Origin of the sequence: Pigmentiphaga sp. YJ18 (assembly GCF_038066655.1) — a bacterium.
Taxonomy (GTDB): domain Bacteria; phylum Pseudomonadota; class Gammaproteobacteria; order Burkholderiales; family Burkholderiaceae_B; genus Pigmentiphaga.
This window is the reverse complement of record NZ_JBBUKU010000005.1, coordinates 296,171-312,053: the sequence shown is the minus strand read 5'-3', so window position 1 is coordinate 312,053 and position 15,883 is coordinate 296,171. Positions and strand designations below refer to the sequence as shown.

The 15,883-nt window shown below is 66.9% G+C and carries 17 protein-coding genes and 1 other RNA gene; 7 read left to right on the top strand and 11 right to left on the bottom strand.

The genetic code is table 11. From position 1 onward, the window contains the following. Positions 1–116: 116 nt before the first annotated feature. Positions 117–812, bottom strand: a complete 696-nt coding sequence (locus WKR98_RS26435) for a glutathione S-transferase family protein (protein WP_341435092.1) — start codon at positions 810–812, stop codon at positions 117–119. Between the two features lie 105 nt (positions 813–917). Here WKR98_RS26435 and WKR98_RS26430 point away from each other — a divergent pair, with 105 nt between their 5' ends. Both WKR98_RS26430 and WKR98_RS26425 read left to right on the top strand, forming a co-directional pair. Beyond that, positions 918–1,163 carry a hypothetical protein gene (locus tag WKR98_RS26430; RefSeq protein ID WP_341435091.1) on the top strand — a complete coding sequence of 82 codons (246 nt, stop codon included), beginning with the start codon at positions 918–920 and terminating at the stop codon, positions 1,161–1,163. Between the two features lie 78 nt (positions 1,164–1,241). Next, complete coding sequence (locus WKR98_RS26425) at positions 1,242–1,781, top strand: DUF4142 domain-containing protein (RefSeq protein WP_124688641.1); 540 nt, start codon at positions 1,242–1,244, stop codon at positions 1,779–1,781. Positions 1,782–1,811: 30 nt separating this feature from the next. Here WKR98_RS26425 and ogt read toward each other — a convergent pair whose 3' ends face one another. Genes ogt through WKR98_RS26410 form a run of 3 tightly spaced genes read right to left on the bottom strand, consistent with a single transcriptional unit; the run spans position 1,812 to position 3,627 of the window. After that, positions 1,812–2,366: a methylated-DNA--[protein]-cysteine S-methyltransferase gene (ogt, locus tag WKR98_RS26420; protein WP_341435090.1), complete on the bottom strand. Its 555-nt coding sequence runs from the start codon at positions 2,364–2,366 to the stop codon at positions 1,812–1,814. After that, complete coding sequence (locus WKR98_RS26415; RefSeq protein WP_341435089.1) at positions 2,363–2,740, bottom strand: DUF488 domain-containing protein; 378 nt, start codon at positions 2,738–2,740, stop codon at positions 2,363–2,365. The genes ogt and WKR98_RS26415 overlap by 4 nt, the downstream gene beginning before the upstream one ends. 11 nt (positions 2,741–2,751) lie before the next feature. Next, a complete protein-coding gene (locus WKR98_RS26410) occupies positions 2,752–3,627 on the bottom strand; it encodes a pirin family protein (RefSeq protein ID WP_124688643.1) in 876 nt (291 codons plus the stop codon). Positions 3,628–3,811: 184 nt separating this feature from the next. On the opposite strand from WKR98_RS26410, the gene WKR98_RS26405 reads away from it, so the two are divergent. Beyond that, on the top strand, positions 3,812–4,288 hold the full coding sequence (locus WKR98_RS26405; protein ID WP_341435088.1) for a hypothetical protein: 477 nt from the start codon (positions 3,812–3,814) through the stop codon (positions 4,286–4,288). A 12-nt stretch (positions 4,289–4,300) separates the two neighbouring features. Next, entirely contained in the window at positions 4,301–5,581 is a 1,281-nt protein-coding gene (locus WKR98_RS26400) for an alpha/beta hydrolase (RefSeq protein WP_341435087.1), read from the top strand. Positions 5,582–5,648: 67 nt separating this feature from the next. On the opposite strand, the gene WKR98_RS26395 is transcribed toward WKR98_RS26400, so the two are convergent. From WKR98_RS26395 to WKR98_RS26365, 7 genes are all read right to left on the bottom strand, one after another. Further along, a complete protein-coding gene (locus WKR98_RS26395) occupies positions 5,649–5,996 on the bottom strand; it encodes a Rap1a/Tai family immunity protein (RefSeq protein WP_124688645.1) in 348 nt (115 codons plus the stop codon). Between the two features lie 35 nt (positions 5,997–6,031). After that, positions 6,032–6,364, bottom strand: coding sequence for a hypothetical protein (locus WKR98_RS26390; protein WP_124688646.1), 333 nt, complete (start codon positions 6,362–6,364; stop codon positions 6,032–6,034). A gap of 347 nt (positions 6,365–6,711) precedes the next feature. Then, positions 6,712–7,133, bottom strand: a transfer-messenger RNA (tmRNA) gene (gene ssrA / locus WKR98_RS26385). Positions 7,134–7,203: 70 nt separating this feature from the next. Next, the gene (gene gph / locus WKR98_RS26380; RefSeq protein WP_341435086.1) at positions 7,204–7,869 is read right to left on the bottom strand and encodes a phosphoglycolate phosphatase; all 666 of its coding nucleotides are present in this window, start codon (positions 7,867–7,869) and stop codon (positions 7,204–7,206) included. Next, positions 7,866–8,591 carry a bifunctional 2-polyprenyl-6-hydroxyphenol methylase/3-demethylubiquinol 3-O-methyltransferase UbiG gene (gene ubiG, locus WKR98_RS26375; protein ID WP_124688648.1) on the bottom strand — a complete coding sequence of 242 codons (726 nt, stop codon included), beginning with the start codon at positions 8,589–8,591 and terminating at the stop codon, positions 7,866–7,868. Before ubiG ends, gph begins: the two co-directional genes overlap by 4 nt. Positions 8,592–8,777: 186 nt before the next feature. Then, on the bottom strand, positions 8,778–9,419 hold the full coding sequence (gene ompA / locus WKR98_RS26370; RefSeq protein WP_124688649.1) for an outer membrane protein OmpA: 642 nt from the start codon (positions 9,417–9,419) through the stop codon (positions 8,778–8,780). A gap of 98 nt (positions 9,420–9,517) precedes the next feature. Continuing rightward, positions 9,518–10,870, bottom strand: a complete 1,353-nt coding sequence (locus tag WKR98_RS26365) for a TRZ/ATZ family hydrolase (protein WP_124688650.1) — start codon at positions 10,868–10,870, stop codon at positions 9,518–9,520. 151 nt (positions 10,871–11,021) lie between these two features. On the opposite strand from WKR98_RS26365, the gene gyrA reads away from it, so the two are divergent. The 3 genes from gyrA to pheA are packed head-to-tail and all read left to right on the top strand — an operon-like array spanning position 11,022 to position 15,871. Continuing rightward, positions 11,022–13,655, top strand: a complete 2,634-nt coding sequence (gene gyrA / locus WKR98_RS26360; RefSeq protein ID WP_124688651.1) for a DNA gyrase subunit A — start codon at positions 11,022–11,024, stop codon at positions 13,653–13,655. Between the two features lie 10 nt (positions 13,656–13,665). Beyond that, on the top strand, positions 13,666–14,796 hold the full coding sequence (gene serC, locus WKR98_RS26355) for a 3-phosphoserine/phosphohydroxythreonine transaminase (RefSeq protein WP_124688652.1): 1,131 nt from the start codon (positions 13,666–13,668) through the stop codon (positions 14,794–14,796). Further along, positions 14,789–15,871: a prephenate dehydratase gene (gene pheA, locus WKR98_RS26350; RefSeq protein ID WP_124688653.1), complete on the top strand. Its 1,083-nt coding sequence runs from the start codon at positions 14,789–14,791 to the stop codon at positions 15,869–15,871. The genes serC and pheA overlap by 8 nt, the downstream gene beginning before the upstream one ends. Positions 15,872–15,883: the final 12 nt, after the last annotated feature.

The following is a 15,883-nucleotide window of genomic DNA, read 5'->3' as shown; positions in this document are numbered from 1 at the left end:
ATGCTTCAGGAGCATGTCGGAAGAGGCGATCGTCCGTCCGGCGCCGGCACGGATGGCAAAGGATATGAGGCCGGCCCGCCCGCTTACAAGCGATGTTGCAGTTGGACGTGCCGGGTTCAGGCGCGCAGCGACGGCATGCGCCGCGCCACCGGGCCCGCGGCCTCCAGCATGCGCTCGAGCCACTGCGCGACCACGTCGTCGTCGGCCAGGATGGGGAAGTCGCTGACGCAGCGGGCCCACTGGAAGCCGCCGAAGACGATGTAGTCGGCATAGGCGGGGGCGTCGCCGCACAGGAAGGGCTGGGCCTTGAGCACCAGCCGCAGCGGCATCAGGCCGGCCCGGAAGTCCTCGACGCGGGTGTCGCGGTCGGCGCAAGCGGCAGCCAGCGGCATGCCCAGGCGCTGCTCGCGGCTGCTGTGGAAGTAGGACAGGTCGCCTTCGTGCAGCGTGGCGGGGATATCGACCAGCACCAGGCGCGTCAGGCCGGGCAGTTGCACGGAATCGGCCCAGCCGTTGACGAACCTGGCCATGGCCTGGGCCTGCGGTCCACCGAACAGCGACGGCGCGTCGGGATAGGCCGTTTCGAGATACAGCGCGATCTGCCACGAATCGGATACCACCCGGTCGCCATCGACCAGCACGGGCACGCGGCCCTGGCCCGAGAACGCGAGCTTGTCCTTTTCCGTGAAGCGCCATGGCACGGTCTCCACCTCCAGGCCCTTGTGCGCCAGCGCCAGCCGCGCGCGCCAGCAATAGGGGCTGAAGCGGAAGTCGGGATTGGCGCCGGCAAGGTCGTACAGGAGTCTGGCCATGGATCGGGTCTCGGGTGAAAGCGGGGCGAGCGACAACTATACCGCCTGCATGGGGAACGAGGCTTGCTGGCAGGTGGGACCAACCGCACATCGAGTGAGCACACCATGGAATCCAAAAAAGAGGACGAGAAACAGCGCCCGTCGAACGAGCAGGGCGTGGGACAGCTCGCGTCGCTGCCCGAGAGCACCGGCGCCGAGGAAGGTGCGCCGCCATCCAGGCGGGCGGAGCACAAGCCCGCCACCCGCTACGACGGATCGCCGCAGCCCGACCCCCGGCAGGACCGGCCCGGCCTGAGCGCGCCGCAGGACGATACGCCCGCGGTCCTAGAGAAGCGGGAAGGGCGCAGGTAAGGCGTCGCAGCCGATGGCTGCGTCGTCCGGGTACGGGGATTGCTGAGACCCCGGTGTCTTGATCACAGGAGAATTGCCATGCATCGATTGCAGACCGCCGTATTGGCCGCTGCGCTGGCGTTCGGCGCCGGCTCGGCCGCAGCCGCCGACCTTGCCCGCAAGGACGCGCGCTTTCTACAGGACGCCGCCGAGAGCGGGCAGCTGGAGATCGGCGCCAGCCAGATCGCCGAGCGCAACGCCTCGCATCCCGACGTGAAGAGCTTCGCCAAGATGATGGTGGACGATCACACGAAGGTGGACGGCGAGCTGAAGACGCTGGCTTCCAGCAAGGGCGTGCAACTGCCGGCCGAGCCCACCCGCAAGGTCCGCTCGTCGCTGAGCGACCTGCAGAAGAAAAGCGGCCCGGACTTTGACAAGGAATACGCCGACGACATCGCGGTCGATGCGCACGAGGATGCCGTCAAGCTGTTCGAGAAGGCGGCCAAGGATGCCGAGGACTCGGACGTGAAGGCCTTCGCCAGCAAGACGCTGCCCAGCCTGCAGCAGCATCTGGCCAAGGGCAAGGAACTGAAAAGCCTGGTCAAGTCCACCCAGGACAACGCCAAGATGAAGCGTTAGCGCCCGAAGAAGCGCTCCCGGCGGGGAGCGTCAGAACAGGCCCGGCTGGCGGCCGCTTGCGCGCGACGCCAGCCGCACGCCTTCGTGTTCCAGCAGCCAGACCTTGCGGTGCAGCCCGCCGCCGTAGCCGGTCAGGCTGGCATTGGCGCCGATGACGCGGTGGCAGGGGACCACGATGCTGACCGGGTTGGCGCCATTGGCCAGCCCCACCGCGCGCACGGCCTTGGGCCGCCCGATGCGCTGGGCGAGTTCGGAATAGCTGATGGTCTGTCCCACGGGTATGCGCCGGAGTTCGCGCCAGACGTCGCGTTGGAAGGCCGTCCCGGCGGTGGCCACTTGCAGATCGTCGATGGCCGGCAACTCGCCTTCCAGGTAGGCATCCAGCCGCCGGCGCGCCTCGCTGGGGGCGCCGCGGTCGCGCAGCGCATAGCCCTGCCTGCCGTAGTGATGGCCCAGCAGTTCATGCATGCGCGGCTGGTAGTCTTCCCAATCGACCGCCCGCAGGCGGCCGTCTTCGTCGGTCAGTATCAGCATCTGCCCCACGGGAGTGGGGCGGTATTCCACGAGCAGTGTCAGAGTCGTCATGAGGAATGGCGGGCGGTTCGCAGCAGCGCGTCGCGCAGCACGAGCGCATGATTGTGGTCGGGGTCCTTCGCGCCGTACAGCAAGGTGATGGGGCGATCGCCGGCATCGTGCAGCAGGGCGGACAGGCCCTGCCGCTGCGCGTCGCCCTTGAGTTCGGCCGCGTAGCGTTCGTGGAATTCGGTCCATCGTTCGGGGCGATGGCCGAACCAGCGGCGCAGTTCGGGGCTGGGCGCCAGGACCTTGGGCCATGCGTCGTACGTCAGGTCCTCGCGGCGGACGCCGCGCGGCCACAATCGGTCCACCAGGACCCGGTAGCGGCCTGGTGCGACGCCTGCGTGGTCGTAGACCCGGTGCAGTTCGATCTCGGGTTTCATCGCAATGTCTCTCAAGCCAGGCGGCCGTCGCGGAAATCGCTCAGCGCCTGGAAAATTTCCTGCTGGTCGTTCATGACGAACGGTCCGTATTGCGCGATGGGTTCGTGCAGCGGATGGCCGGCGATCAGCAGCGCGCGGGCCGGTCCGCCGTGCGCGGCCAGGACGGCGCCGTCGGCATCGGGCGTGTTGGCCAGGATGGCCATGCGGCCGGCCTCGACCGTGGTGGCGCCGACGGCGACAGTGCCGCGATACACGTAGACGAAGGCGTTGTGGCCGGGGGGCAGGGGCTGCTCGAACCGCGCGTCCGCCGGCAGGTGCACGTCGAGGTAATACGGGTCGGTCGCGGGCCGCGACACCGCGCCTTCGACGCCATGGCTGCGGCCGGCGATGACCGTGGCCTCGACGCCCGAGGCGGTCCTGGCGCGGGGCAGGTCCGCAGCCTGGAAGTCGCGATACCAGGGCGTCGACATCTTGTCGCGCGCGGGCAGGTTCAGCCAGAGCTGGAAGCCCTCCATGACGCCTGCTTCCTGCTGCGGGAGTTCGGAGTGGATCACTCCCCGGCCCGCGGTCATCCATTGCACGCCGCCGTTCTCCAGCAGGCCCTCGTGGCCGGCGCTGTCCCGGTGGCGCATGCGGCCCGCGATCATGTAGGTGATGGTCTCGAAGCCGCGGTGCGGATGGTCCGGGAAACCCGCGATGTAGTCATCGGGGTTGTCCGTGCCGAATGCATCCAGCATCAGGAACGGGTCCAGGCGGCGCTGCAGGTGCTGGTCGATGACTCGCGTGAGCTTGACGCCGGCCCCGTCGGAGGTGGCGCGGCCGGCAACGATGCGTTCAATGTCGCGGGGACGGCTGACCGTGTCGGAAGCGGCGGGCGGAGTGGACATGATGGGCTCCTTCGTAGCCTTCCAGCATAGATCCAAGTCGGCGAGGGGGGCAAAACACCCGCGTGCTTGCTCTTGATAAGGTGCCCGCCGATAATAAGCATAAGTGAAACAAATTGATAAATAGGCAACAGGGGGTATCGAATTGATTCGACATTGTGATTTCTCGAATTTGCGAGTACGTGCCTTGGCCGGAGGGCTGGCGGCCGCCGCGCTGGCCGCGCTGGCTGCCTGCGGCGGCGACGGCGCCGTTCCCGCTCCGGTCGACCCCCTGCAGCCCTACCGCGACCAGGTCGTGAGTTGGCATGAATGCGATCCTGAAACCGTGGGCGGCGAATCTCCCGCCTATATCACCCTGAACAAGCGTCTGAGCTGCGCGACCATACGCGTGCCGCTCGACTATTCGAACCCTACGAAGGGCGACGCCGTCGTGGCCGTGTCCCGCGTGGCGGCGGGCGAGCCCTCGCAGCGGCTGGGCGCCATCCTGGTCAATCCGGGCGGCCCCGGCGGCGACGGCCTGGCCTGGTCGCTGAACCTGGCCGCGCTGTGGGGCAACGCCAGCGAGTCCACGACCACGGGGCAGCAGCTTCGCACGATCACCCAGCGTTACGACATGATCGGCTTTTCGCCGCGCGGCGTCGGCGCCAGCAGCCGCATGTACTGAGGCACGAGCGGCATGCTCAGGCCCGAGCACCACAGCTCGGACCGTAGCGAGGCCAACGTCGCGGCCATGCTGTTCAACGCCAATGCGCTGGGCGATGCCTGCCTGCGCAATCCGCTGGTCAAGTACATCAACACCGACGCCACGGTCCGCGACATGGACCTGATCCGCGAACTGCTGGGCGACGCCAAGTTCAACTACGTCGGCATTTCCTACGGAACCTGGCTGGGGGCCTGGTATGCGTCGCTGTTCCCCGAGCGGGTCGGGCGCGTGGTGCTGGACAGCTCGATGGACGTCACCGGCAATATCGACGTCAACGTCGTGATGCAGCCCATGGCCATGCAGCGTGTGCTGGACGAGTTCATCTCTCCCTTCGCGGCCCGCCATCCCGATCGCTTCGGAATAGGCACCGACGCGGCCAAGATCGCGAACGTCTACCGCGCGTTGCCAGAACCCATGCGGGTGGCGTTCGGCCAACAGGCCGGGCTGCACGCCATCCTGAGCAAGACCAACCGCGTCGCCAAGGGGGCGCAGCTCATCGCCGCCGCGCGTGGCATGAACCAGGTGCTGATCGACAACCCCGGCATCGATGATTCCAGGGAGCTGGACGCGAAGCTGATGGAGTACGAGTTCGTGCCGGACTCTTTCGGCGACGACATCGAGATCCGGGGCATGGCCCAGGCCATGATCGAGCCGTATTTCCGGGCCTTCACGCCAACGCCTTCGCCGGTGGAGCTCAGCACCTTCAATTCCGTGTTCAACACCGTGGTGTGCAACGACACGGTGGCCACGAGCACCGACCCGCAATACTGGGTGAAGCTGGGCAACGAGATGGCGGCCAGCTATCCCTACGAGGGCGGTTCGGTTACCCGCAGCCTGTGCGCGACCTGGGGCGGTCCTTCGGTCGCCAAGCCGCCGTTGTCGCGCGCCGGCGCGTCGGCCCCCATCCTGATGCTGCAGAGCGAGTTCGATGCCCAGACCGCGACTGAAGGCGCCCGGCGCTCTTTCGACGCGCTGCCGCAGGCGCACCTGGTCGTGGTCACCGGCGCCTACTCGCATGGTGTGGTGCCGGAAAGCAATGCCTGCGTCGATGCGACGATCGGTACCTACTTCGCCAACGGCGTGGTGCCGGGGCGCAGCAGTACGTGCGCCGAGCCGCCGCTGCCTTACGAGGACACGGCGGCGGCTACTCGCATGGCCAAGGCCAGTGCCGGCGAGACCGAAGAGGCCGCCCAGGCGCGCGAGGCGCTGCGCCGGAGCCTGGACGCGATTTCCGGCTCGGGCGCGCGGTTCTAAGCGCCCCGGCAGGAGTCTTCCAGCCGCCCGGCTTCAGGCCGGGCGGTTTTTTTTCGCTCCGCGATGCCTACTGCTTGCAGGGGTAGGCTTCCCCCAGCGCGTTCACCAGTATCACCACGGCGGGCAGGCCGTGATCCTGCGGCCGGCTGGCCAGCCGCTGCCGGAAGAGTTCGACCGTGCGTCCGGTGGACACATTGCCGGGCGCGCAGAACGGCAAGGGCGTTTTGGTGGCCATGGATTGGACGCGCATGCCGTCGATCGCACCCATGACGAAGGACGAGCAGCCCAGCGAGGCCTCGCCGCCGGCGCCGGGAGCGCATTGCTCGTTCCAGAACGCGCCCGTCCAGGGTTCGGCGGCCAGCGCGGGCTGAGCCGTCAGGGCGGCCAGGGACAGCAGGGGGACGAAGAGTTTCATGGCGATCCTGGAAACGCGGATTCCGGAGGGATGGGTTACTTGCCGCAGCTTTCGCGCGCCTTGTCGATGTCGATCTTGCGCGTTTCCATGACGCGCACCAGTTGCGCCGTCGCGGTCAGGCAGGCATTGCCGGTGGGGGCCGCGGCGCGGGGCCGGGCATTCGGCGAACCCGGCAGCGAGGGCAGCGACGGCATCGGCGTGGGTGCCTGGATGACCGACTGCGCGCGCGCGTCGCAATAAGCGGCCTTCAGGTCGTCGTTGCTCATGGCCTTCAATTCATCGTCGGCGCGCGGCGCGCATGCCGCCAGGGCATTGTGCGCGGTAAGCAGGCCGGCGGCGATCAGGGCGAGTGTCGGGATGGGCGTCATGGCTGCAAGAGGGGGCGCGATCCTGGGGAAGGCGGCCGCCGCGTTGCGGCCCGCCGTGGCATGCCGGATAGTATATGAGCCTTCCAGGGGAACGTCGTCCCCGCTGGCTGTTCGAGCAGGGGGCCCGGGATCAATCCGTTTGGGCGTACCGCGAACGGCGCGGCGCCGCGGTGCATGCTGGTCCGATAATAATCATCAAGATAATCAAGAAAAACCCATGGGGCGGTGTGGGAGGTGTTTTCGATTCGCGAGGATAGTTTTTGATTCTCGCCATTGGCCGCCGAAACCGGGTGGGCGCGCAAAAGAAAACCCCGCAGACGGGAATCTACGGGGTTTGTCAGGGGAGTTGGTGGAGCCGGCGGGAATTGAACCCGCGTCCGGAAGCCCTCTACAGACAGTTCTACATGTGTAGTCGATTTATTTGGATTTAACCGTGTGCTTAGCCAACCGACAGGCCGGCACACAGCGATTCACGTAGTTTAAGCATGAACCGTGTGACCCCAGTCCATACCGATTCCCTGAAAATGACACTGCTGCGGTTCAGAATCAGCTGCTTCGGGGGTTATGGCCCTAGACAGGGATTCTTAGGAAAGTTGCCCTTCCTCCGCCCGACCCAAGGACAGATCGGTGCAGCGGCTCACCGCTTAAGCGGCGAGAGCGAAACGCTCGTCGTTGGCGTTTATTTGCGTTTCCAGTGGTTTAACGAGCTTACTGGTGCTCGACATGCCCTGTGCTGCTTCGCGACCCCCGTCGAAACCGGTACGGCCCCTTGAGGAGGATTGTATCCCATATGGAGGCATGAGGCGGGTTTTCAAGAGGGCCGCCCCAGCTGGGGACCGTTACGCGGCCAGCAGGCGCCGTATCGCGGGCAGCAGGGCCGGGACCGAGTCGACCACGGTGTCCGCTCCCCAGGACTCGACCGGCACGCCGTTGCCGCAATAGCCATACGCGGTGGCGATGGTCTTCATGCCCGCGGCCTGGCCGGCGATGATGTCGCGCTGGTCGTCGCCCACGTACAGGCAGTGCTGCGGCGCGACGCCGACTTCCCGGGCGGCGTGCAGCAGCGGCTCGGGATGGGGCTTGGAGTAGGCCGTGGTGTCGCCGCAGACGACCACGGCGCTGTGCTGCTCGAGCGCCAGATGGCGCACCAGCGGCGTGGTGAAGCGGGTGACCTTGTTGGTGACGATGCCCCACGCCCAGCCTTCCTGGACGAGGTTGGCCAGCAGGTCTTCCACGCCGGGGAAAAGCACCGTGTGCACGGCGATGTTGGCGGCGTAGTCGTTCAGGAATTGTTGCTTGCACGCCTCGTATTCGGGGGCGTCGGGCGTGAGCCCGAGGGCCACGCCCAGCAGGCCGCGCGCGCCGTGCGAGGCCATGGGGCGCAGTTGCTCGTAGGGCAGGGCGGGCAGGCCGCGGCGCAGGCGCTGCTGGTTGGCGGCCGCGGCAAGATCGGGAGCGGTATCGGCCAGGGTGCCGTCGAAGTCGAAGAGAACCAGCGGTTTCATGAACGTATCGTTGCCACCATGTAATTGACACTGCTGTCGCCGCTCAGCCGGTAGATCTTCGTCAGGGGGTTGTATTCCAGCCCCTTGATGGCCACCGCCTCGAGCCCCGCCTGCCGGGCGGCGCCCAGCAGCTCGCTGGGGCGGATGAAGTGGTCGTAGCTGTGCGTGCCCCGCGGTACCAGGCCCAATATGTATTCGGCGCCCAGTATGGCGAAGGTAAACGATTTCAAATTGCGATTCAGTGTGGAGAAAAAGACACGGCCCCCGGGTTTGACCAGCGAGGCGCACGCATGAATCACGGATTCCGGATCGGGCACGTGTTCCAGCAGTTCCATGCACGTCACGATGTCGAAAGCGGCGGGCTGGTCGGCGGCCAGCTGTTCCACGCTGATATTGCGGTATTCCACTTTCACGCCGCTTTCCAGGCTGTGCAGCTTCGCGACTTTCAGCGATTTCTCGGCCAGGTCGATGCCGGTAACCGTTGCCCCGCGCGCGGCCATGCTTTCGGCCAGTATTCCGCCGCCGCATCCGACGTCCAGCACGGATTTGTTTCCCAGCCCGCCCGCCATCTGGCTGATCCACTCCAGGCGCAGGGGGTTGATGGCGTGCAGCGGCTTGAATTCGCTTTCCGGGTCCCACCAGCGCGAGGCCAGGGCACTGAACTTGGCCAATTCGGCCGCATCGGCATTGACGGGCCGGGACTCCTGGGCGGTGGTCGTCATGACGGACTCCATGTGACGGCACAAGAATGCCCCCCACGCTTGCCGCTGCGCGGCGGGGCTGCCCCCCGAGGGGGCGCTTTTTGCCTTGGGGCGGCCCGGCGGCAAAAAAAACAAACCCCGCAGAGCGGGGTTTCAGCCGGCGGTACCCCGAAGGATACCGCCGGAATCCAGCTGGCAGGCAGTGGATTACTTGTTGCGCGTACCCACGACTTCGACTTCCACGCGGCGGTTCTTGGCGCGGCCGGCGGCGGTCTTGTTGTCGGCGATGGGCTGCTTCTCGCCCTTGCCTTCGGTGTAGACGCGGTTGGCTTCGATGCCCTTGCTGACCAGGTAAGCCTTGACAGCTTCGGCACGACGGACCGACAGGCGCTGGTTGTAGGCGTCGGTACCGATCGAGTCGGTGTGGCCGACGGCGATCACGACTTCCAGGTTGATGCCGCGGATCTGGTTGACCAGCTCGTCCAGCTTGACCTTGGCTTCGGGCTTGACGACGGACTTGTCGAAGTCGAAGAAGGCGTCAGCCGAGTAGGTGACCTTCTGGCTGACCGGAACGGGCACGGGGGCCGGTGCCGGGCGGGGAGCGGGGGCGGGAGCCGGGGCAGCGGCAGGCGCAGCGACCTTCAGCGCGCCATCGCAGGACGGATCAGCGGTGGCGGGGGTCCAGAACCCATTGCGCCAGCACAGGCCGTCAGCGCTTTTGACTTGCACGCCGAACGCGGATTGCCAGTTGTCGTTGACCTTACCGGCTTGAGCAGAGGCCACGCCCGAGGCCGTCACGGCAGCGAAGGCGAGCGCCAGAGAGATTCCAATTTTGGAGCGTTTGTTCATGTTTCTCCTCTTAGCTTGAAATGAAACTCGCAGCGAACCCCCGCCGCAACATGGATATACATGCCCAGTATAGCATTGCGGTTGTTCTCTCATGCCACTCACTCCTGGGATAAGTAAGTGTTTGTGCCAGAAATCACACCGGCTGCACGCAAGCGCCACTGCGATAACCGGGACATTATCCTTTCGAGATCGCTTTTTGATGGTGAATTGGTGAGTTGTAGCTTTTTCGCAACTGATTGGCCGCCTACCCAGACCTCTTCCACGTCCTCCCTGCCGGCCGCGTAGACCACGTGGGAAACCGGGTCGAACACCGGCGCCAGCCGGGCGGAATCGAGCCGGATCGCCACCAGGTCGGCGTATTTGCCCAGCGTTATCGAGCCGATCTCGCGGTCCCATCCCAGCGCCTTCGCGCCGCCCAGGGTGGCCGCATGCAGCGCCCGGTGGGCGGGCAGCGCGCGCGCGTCGCCGCTCGCGCCCTTGGCCAGCAGGGCCGCCAGGCGCAGTTCCGACAGCATGTCCAGGCGGTTGTTGCTGGCGGCGCCGTCGGTGCCTATGCCGAGGTTGACGCCGGCCTCGAGCAGGCGGGCGACGGGGGCGAGGCCGCTGGCCAGCTTGAGGTTCGATGCCGGGCAATGGGCCAGGCTGGCGCCATGGGCGGCCAGCAGCGCGATGTCGTCGGCGTCCAGGTGGACGCCATGCACGGCCACCAGGCGGGGGGACAGCAGCCCGAGGTGGGCCAGGCGCTCGGTGGGGCGCATGCCGTGCATGGCCAGCGCCTCGTCCACTTCCTGGCGGGTCTCGTGCAGGTGGATGGCGATGGTCAGGTCGGCCTCTTCGGCCACGGCGGCCAGGTGCCGCAGCATGTCGTCGCCCACGGTGTAGGGGGCGTGGGGGGCCAGCATGAAGCGCAGCCCGGGTTCGCCGCGGTACTTTTCGTGGGCCGCCAGGGCCTGGGCGAGCATCTGCTCGGCGGGGGGCGCGTCGGGAATCTCGAACACCGTGCCGCCCACGGCCGCGCGGATCCCCATCGACAGCGCGGCGCGCGCGACCTCTTCGGGGTAGAAGTACATGTCGGCGCAGCAGGTGGTGCCGCCGGCCAGCATCTCGGCGAAGGCGAGGACGCTGCCGTCGTAGACGAAATCGGCGGACATCAGCTTGCGTTCCATGGGCCAGATGCGTTCCTGCAGCCAGGTCATGAGCGGCAGGTCGTCGCCGGCGCCGCGCAACAGGCTCATGGCCGCGTGCGTATGCAGGTTGACGAAGCCGGGCAGCAGGGCGCAGCCGGACAAGGCCTGTTCGGCGGCGTCCGGATGCCGGCTGCGCAGGACGGCGTGCGGTGCGATGTCGGCGATCCGGCCGTCGCGGACGGCAATGCCGTGGCCGGCCAGGACGGCCTGGTCGGGTTCGACGGGAATCAGCCAGTCGGGAAGCAGCAGGGTGGTCGAGGCCATGGACGGGGCGGGTGGGGGCGGGGCCCTAAGCATAACGCCAGGCCGGGGTGATAAACTCCCAAGCTTCGCCCGCCGTTCGTTCGCAAGCTGTTTTGCCCTCGCGAAATGCCTTGCGAGCGGGATGGACAACACCTCTTGATGCAGCTTGCCCATGGATTCCTTCGCCAAGGAAACACTACCGATCTCTCTTGAAGAGGAAATGCGCCGCAGCTACCTGGATTACGCGATGAGCGTGATCGTCGGCCGCGCCCTTCCCGACGTCAGAGACGGTCTGAAGCCGGTGCACCGGCGCGTGCTGTACGCGATGCACGAACTGAACAACGACTGGAACCGGGCCTACAAGAAATCGGCCCGTATCGTCGGCGATGTCATCGGTAAGTACCACCCGCACGGCGACCAGGCGGTCTACGACACGATCGTGCGCATGGCCCAGCCCTTCTCGCTGCGCTACATGCTGGTCGACGGCCAGGGCAACTTCGGTTCGGTCGACGGCGACGGCGCGGCGGCCATGCGGTACACGGAAATCCGCCTGGCCAAGATCGCGCACGAGCTGCTGGCCGACATCGACCAGGAAACGGTGGATTTCGGGCCCAACTACGACGGCAGCGAGAAAGAACCGCTGTTGCTGCCGGCACGCCTGCCCAACCTGCTGGTCAACGGCAGCTCCGGCATCGCCGTGGGCATGGCCACCAACATCCCGCCGCACAACCTGGCCGAAGTCGTCGACGGCTGCCTGTACTGCCTGCGCAATCCCGAGTGCACGGTGGACGAGCTGATCGAGATCATTCCCGCCCCCGACTTCCCCACGGGCGGCATCATCTATGGCATGTCCGGCGTGCGCGAAGGCTATCGCACCGGCCGTGGCCGCGTGGTGATGCGGGCCAAGACCCATTTCGAGGACGTCGAGAAGGGTGGCCGCCAGGCCATCGTGGTCGACGAGATCCCGTATCAGGTCAACAAGCGTTCGCTGCTCGAGCGCATCGCCGAACTGGTCAACGAGAAGAAGGTCGAGGGCATCTCCGACATCCGCGACGAGTCCGACAAGGACGGCATGCGTGTCGTGATCGAGCTCAAGCGTGGCGAAGTGCCCGAGGTTGTGCTCAACAACCTCTATAAGAACACCCAGCTGCAGGACACCTTCGGGATGAACCTGGTGGCGCTGGTGGAAGGCCAGCCGCGCCTGTTGAACCTGAAGCAGATGGTGGAGTATTTCCTTGCGCACCGCCGCGAGGTCGTGACCCGCCGCACGGTGTTCCAGCTGCGCAAGGCGCGCGAGCGCGGCCACGTGCTCGAAGGCCTGGCCGTGGCGCTGGCCAACATCGACGATTTCATCGCCATCATCAAGGCGGCCCCGACGCCGCCCATCGCCCGCCAGGAATTGATGGCCCGCACCTGGGACTCGTCGCTGGTGCGCGAGATGCTGACGCGCGCCGAGACCGATACGGCCGGCGGCCGCAGCGCCTACCGTCCCGAGGGCCTGCCCGAGGACTTCGGCATGCAGGCCGACGGCCTGTACCGCCTGAGCGATACGCAGGCCCAGGAAATCCTGAACATGCGCCTGCAGCGCCTGACCGGCCTGGAGCAGGACAAGATCGTGGGCGAGTACAAGGACGTGATGGCCAACATCGCCGACCTGCTCGACATCCTGGCCAAGCCCGAGCGCGTGACCACCATCATCGGCGACGAACTGTCGGCCATCAAGGCCGAGTTCGGCACCGACACGAAGGACATCCGCCGTTCGCACATCGAGCTGAACGCCACCGAGCTCGACACCGAGGACCTCATCACCCCGACCGACATGGTGGTGACGCTGTCCCATTCGGGCTACATCAAGAGCCAGCCGCTGTCCGAGTACCGCGCGCAGAAGCGCGGCGGACGGGGCAAGCAGGCCACGGCCACGAAGGAAGACGACTGGATCGACCAGCTCTTCATCGCCAACACGCACGACTCCATCCTGTGCTTCAGCAACCGCGGCCGCGTGTACTGGCTGAAGGTCTGGGAAGTGCCGCAGGGCACCCGCAACTCGCGCGGCCGGCCCATCGTCAACATGTTCCCGTTGTCGGAAGGCGAGAAGATCACGGTGGTGCTGACCGTCAAGGCATACAGCGAGGACCACTACGTCTTCATGGCCACGGCCAAGGGCACGGTCAAGAAGACGCCGCTGTCCGACTTCTCCAATCCGCGCAAGGCCGGGATCATCGCGGTGGACCTGGACGACGGCGACTACCTGATCGGCGCCTCGCTGACCGACGGCAAGCATGACGTGATGCTGTTCTCCGATGCCGGCAAGGCCGTGCGCTTCGACGAGAACGACGTGCGTCCCATGGGCCGCACCGCGCGCGGCGTGCGCGGCATGATGCTGGAGGACTCGCACACGGTGATTTCGCTGCTGGTGGCCGAGAACGAAATCCAGAGCGTGCTGACCGCGACCGAGCACGGCTACGGCAAGCGCACGCCCATCGGCGAATACACCCGCCATGGCCGGGGCACCAAGGGCATGATCGCCATCCAGACGTCCGAGCGCAACGGCAAGGTCGTGGGCGCCGTGCTGGTGGATCCGACCGACGAGATCATGCTGATCACCACCGGCGGCGTGCTGGTGCGCACGCGTGTCAGCGAGATCCGTGAAATGGGCCGGGCCACGCAGGGTGTCACGCTCATCAACATCGACGAGGGCACGCACCTGTCGGGCGTGCAGCGCGTGGTCGAGTCCGATACCGAGGAGCCCGAAGGCGACGGCGCCGACGCCGAACCGCAGGCCCCGTCTTCCAGCGAGGCCGAATAAGGCGGCTGCCATGAATCGACCCTACAACTTCTCGGCCGGTCCGGCCGTCCTTCCCGAGGCCGTGCTGCAACAGGCGGCGGCCGAAATGCTGGATTGGCACGGCAGCGGCATGTCGGTGATGGAGATGAGCCATCGCGGCAAGCACTTCGAGCAGATCTGCGACGAGGCCGAGGCCGACCTGCGCGAACTGCTCTCGGTTCCGGACGACTACGCCGTGCTGTTCCTGCAGGGCGGCGGACTGGGCGAGAACGCCATCGCGCCGATGAACCTGATCGGCCGCCGCGAGGCGCATGCGGCCGACTACGTGGTAAGCGGTTCGTGGTCGGTCAAGTCCTGCGCGGAAGCGCGCCGCTACGGCGACGTGGCCGTGGCCGCCACGTCCGAGCAGGCCGCCGTCGTGGACGGTGCGCAGCAAGGCCCATGGACCTATATGCCGGACCCCGGCTCCTGGCGCGTGCGTCCGCAGGCGAGCTACCTTCACCTGTGCAGCAACGAGACCATCGGCGGCGTGGAGTTCATGGACTGGCCGGACCTGGCCGCGCTGGGCGCGCCCGATACCGCGCTGACCGTGGACGCGTCCTCGCACATCCTGTCGCGGCCGATGGACGTGCGCCGCGCGGGGCTGATCTACGCCGGCGCGCAGAAGAACATCGGGCCGGCCGGCCTGACCATCGTCATCGTCCGCAAGGACCTGCTGGGCCAGGCGCTGCCCATCTGTCCGTCGGCGTTCGACTACGCCATCGTGGCGAAAGAGCGCTCGCGCTTCAACACGCCGCCCACCTACGCGATCTACATCGCCGGCCTGGTGTTCAAGTGGCTCAAGCAGCGCGGGGGCGTGGCGGGCATGGAAACCGCCAACGTGGCCAAGGCCCGACTGCTGTACGACTACCTCGACAGCACCTCGTTCTACCGCAATCCGGTGCACCGGCCCGTCCGCTCGCGCATGAACGTGCCGTTCATGCTGCGCGACGATGCGCTGAACGCGCCGTTCCTGAAGGCGGCCGAAGCCGCGCATCTGCTGCAGCTCAAGGGGCACAAGAGCGTGGGCGGCATGCGCGCGTCCATCTACAACGCGATGTCCATCGAGGGCGTGCGCGCCCTGGTCGACTTCATGAAGGAATTCGAGCGCAGCCATGGATGACGATCTGCAAAAGAAGCTGGGGCCGCTGCGCCAGCGCATCGACGCCATCGACGCCCAGGTGCTCGAACTCCTGTCCGAGCGCGCGCGCACGGCGCAGGCGGTGGGCATGGCCAAGGAGCACCACGCCGGGGCCGTGTTCCGGCCCGAACGCGAGGCCCAGGTCATCCGGCGGCTGCAGGAGCTCAACGCCGGGCCGCTGCCCGGCCAGGCGCTGTCGGCCATCTGGATGGAGATCATGTCGGCGTGCCGCGCGCTGGAGCAGCCCGCCCGCGTCGCCTATCTGGGGCCACAGGGCACCTATTCCGAGCAGGCCGTGCTGGCGCATTTCGGCCACGCGGTCGAGGCCATTTCGTGCGGCACGATCGACGAAGTGTTCCGCTCGGTGGAAACCCGCCGCGCGGACTTCGGCATCGTCCCGCTGGAAAACTCCAACGAAGGCGCGGTCAACCGCACGCTGGACCTGCTGCTGTCCTCGCCGGTGAAGGTGCTGGGCGAGCGTTCGGTCGCCGTGGTGCAGTGCCTGATGACCCAAAGCGGCACGCTGGACGGCGTGAGCGTCATCCGCTCGCATCCGCAGTCGCTGGCGCAGTGCCAGGGCTGGCTGTCCGACCATCATCCCGAGCTGGCCCGGGCGTCGGCGGCCAGCAATGCCGAGGCGGCCCGCCTGGCGTCCGAGGACCCTGCCGTGGCGGCCATCGCCAGCGAGCAGGCGGCGCAGCGCTGGGGGCTCAAGATCGTGGCCTCGGGCATCCAGGACGATCCGCACAACCGCACCCGTTTCCTGGCCATCGGCCATCTCGAGACCACGCCCTCGGGCCGCGACAAGACCAGCCTGATCCTGGCCGTGCCCAACGAAGCGGGCGCGGTCTACCAGATGCTGGCCCCGCTGGCCGAGAACGACGTGTCCATGACGCGCTTCGAGTCCCGCCCGGCCCGCACCGGCCAGTGGGAATACTATTTCTACGTCGATATCGAAGGCCATCGCCAGGACCCCAAGGTCGCCAAGGCGCTGGCCGCGCTGCAGGCGCGCGTGGCGTTCCTCAAGGTGCTGGGGTCGTACCCGGTATCTGCTTGAGCGGAGACGTAC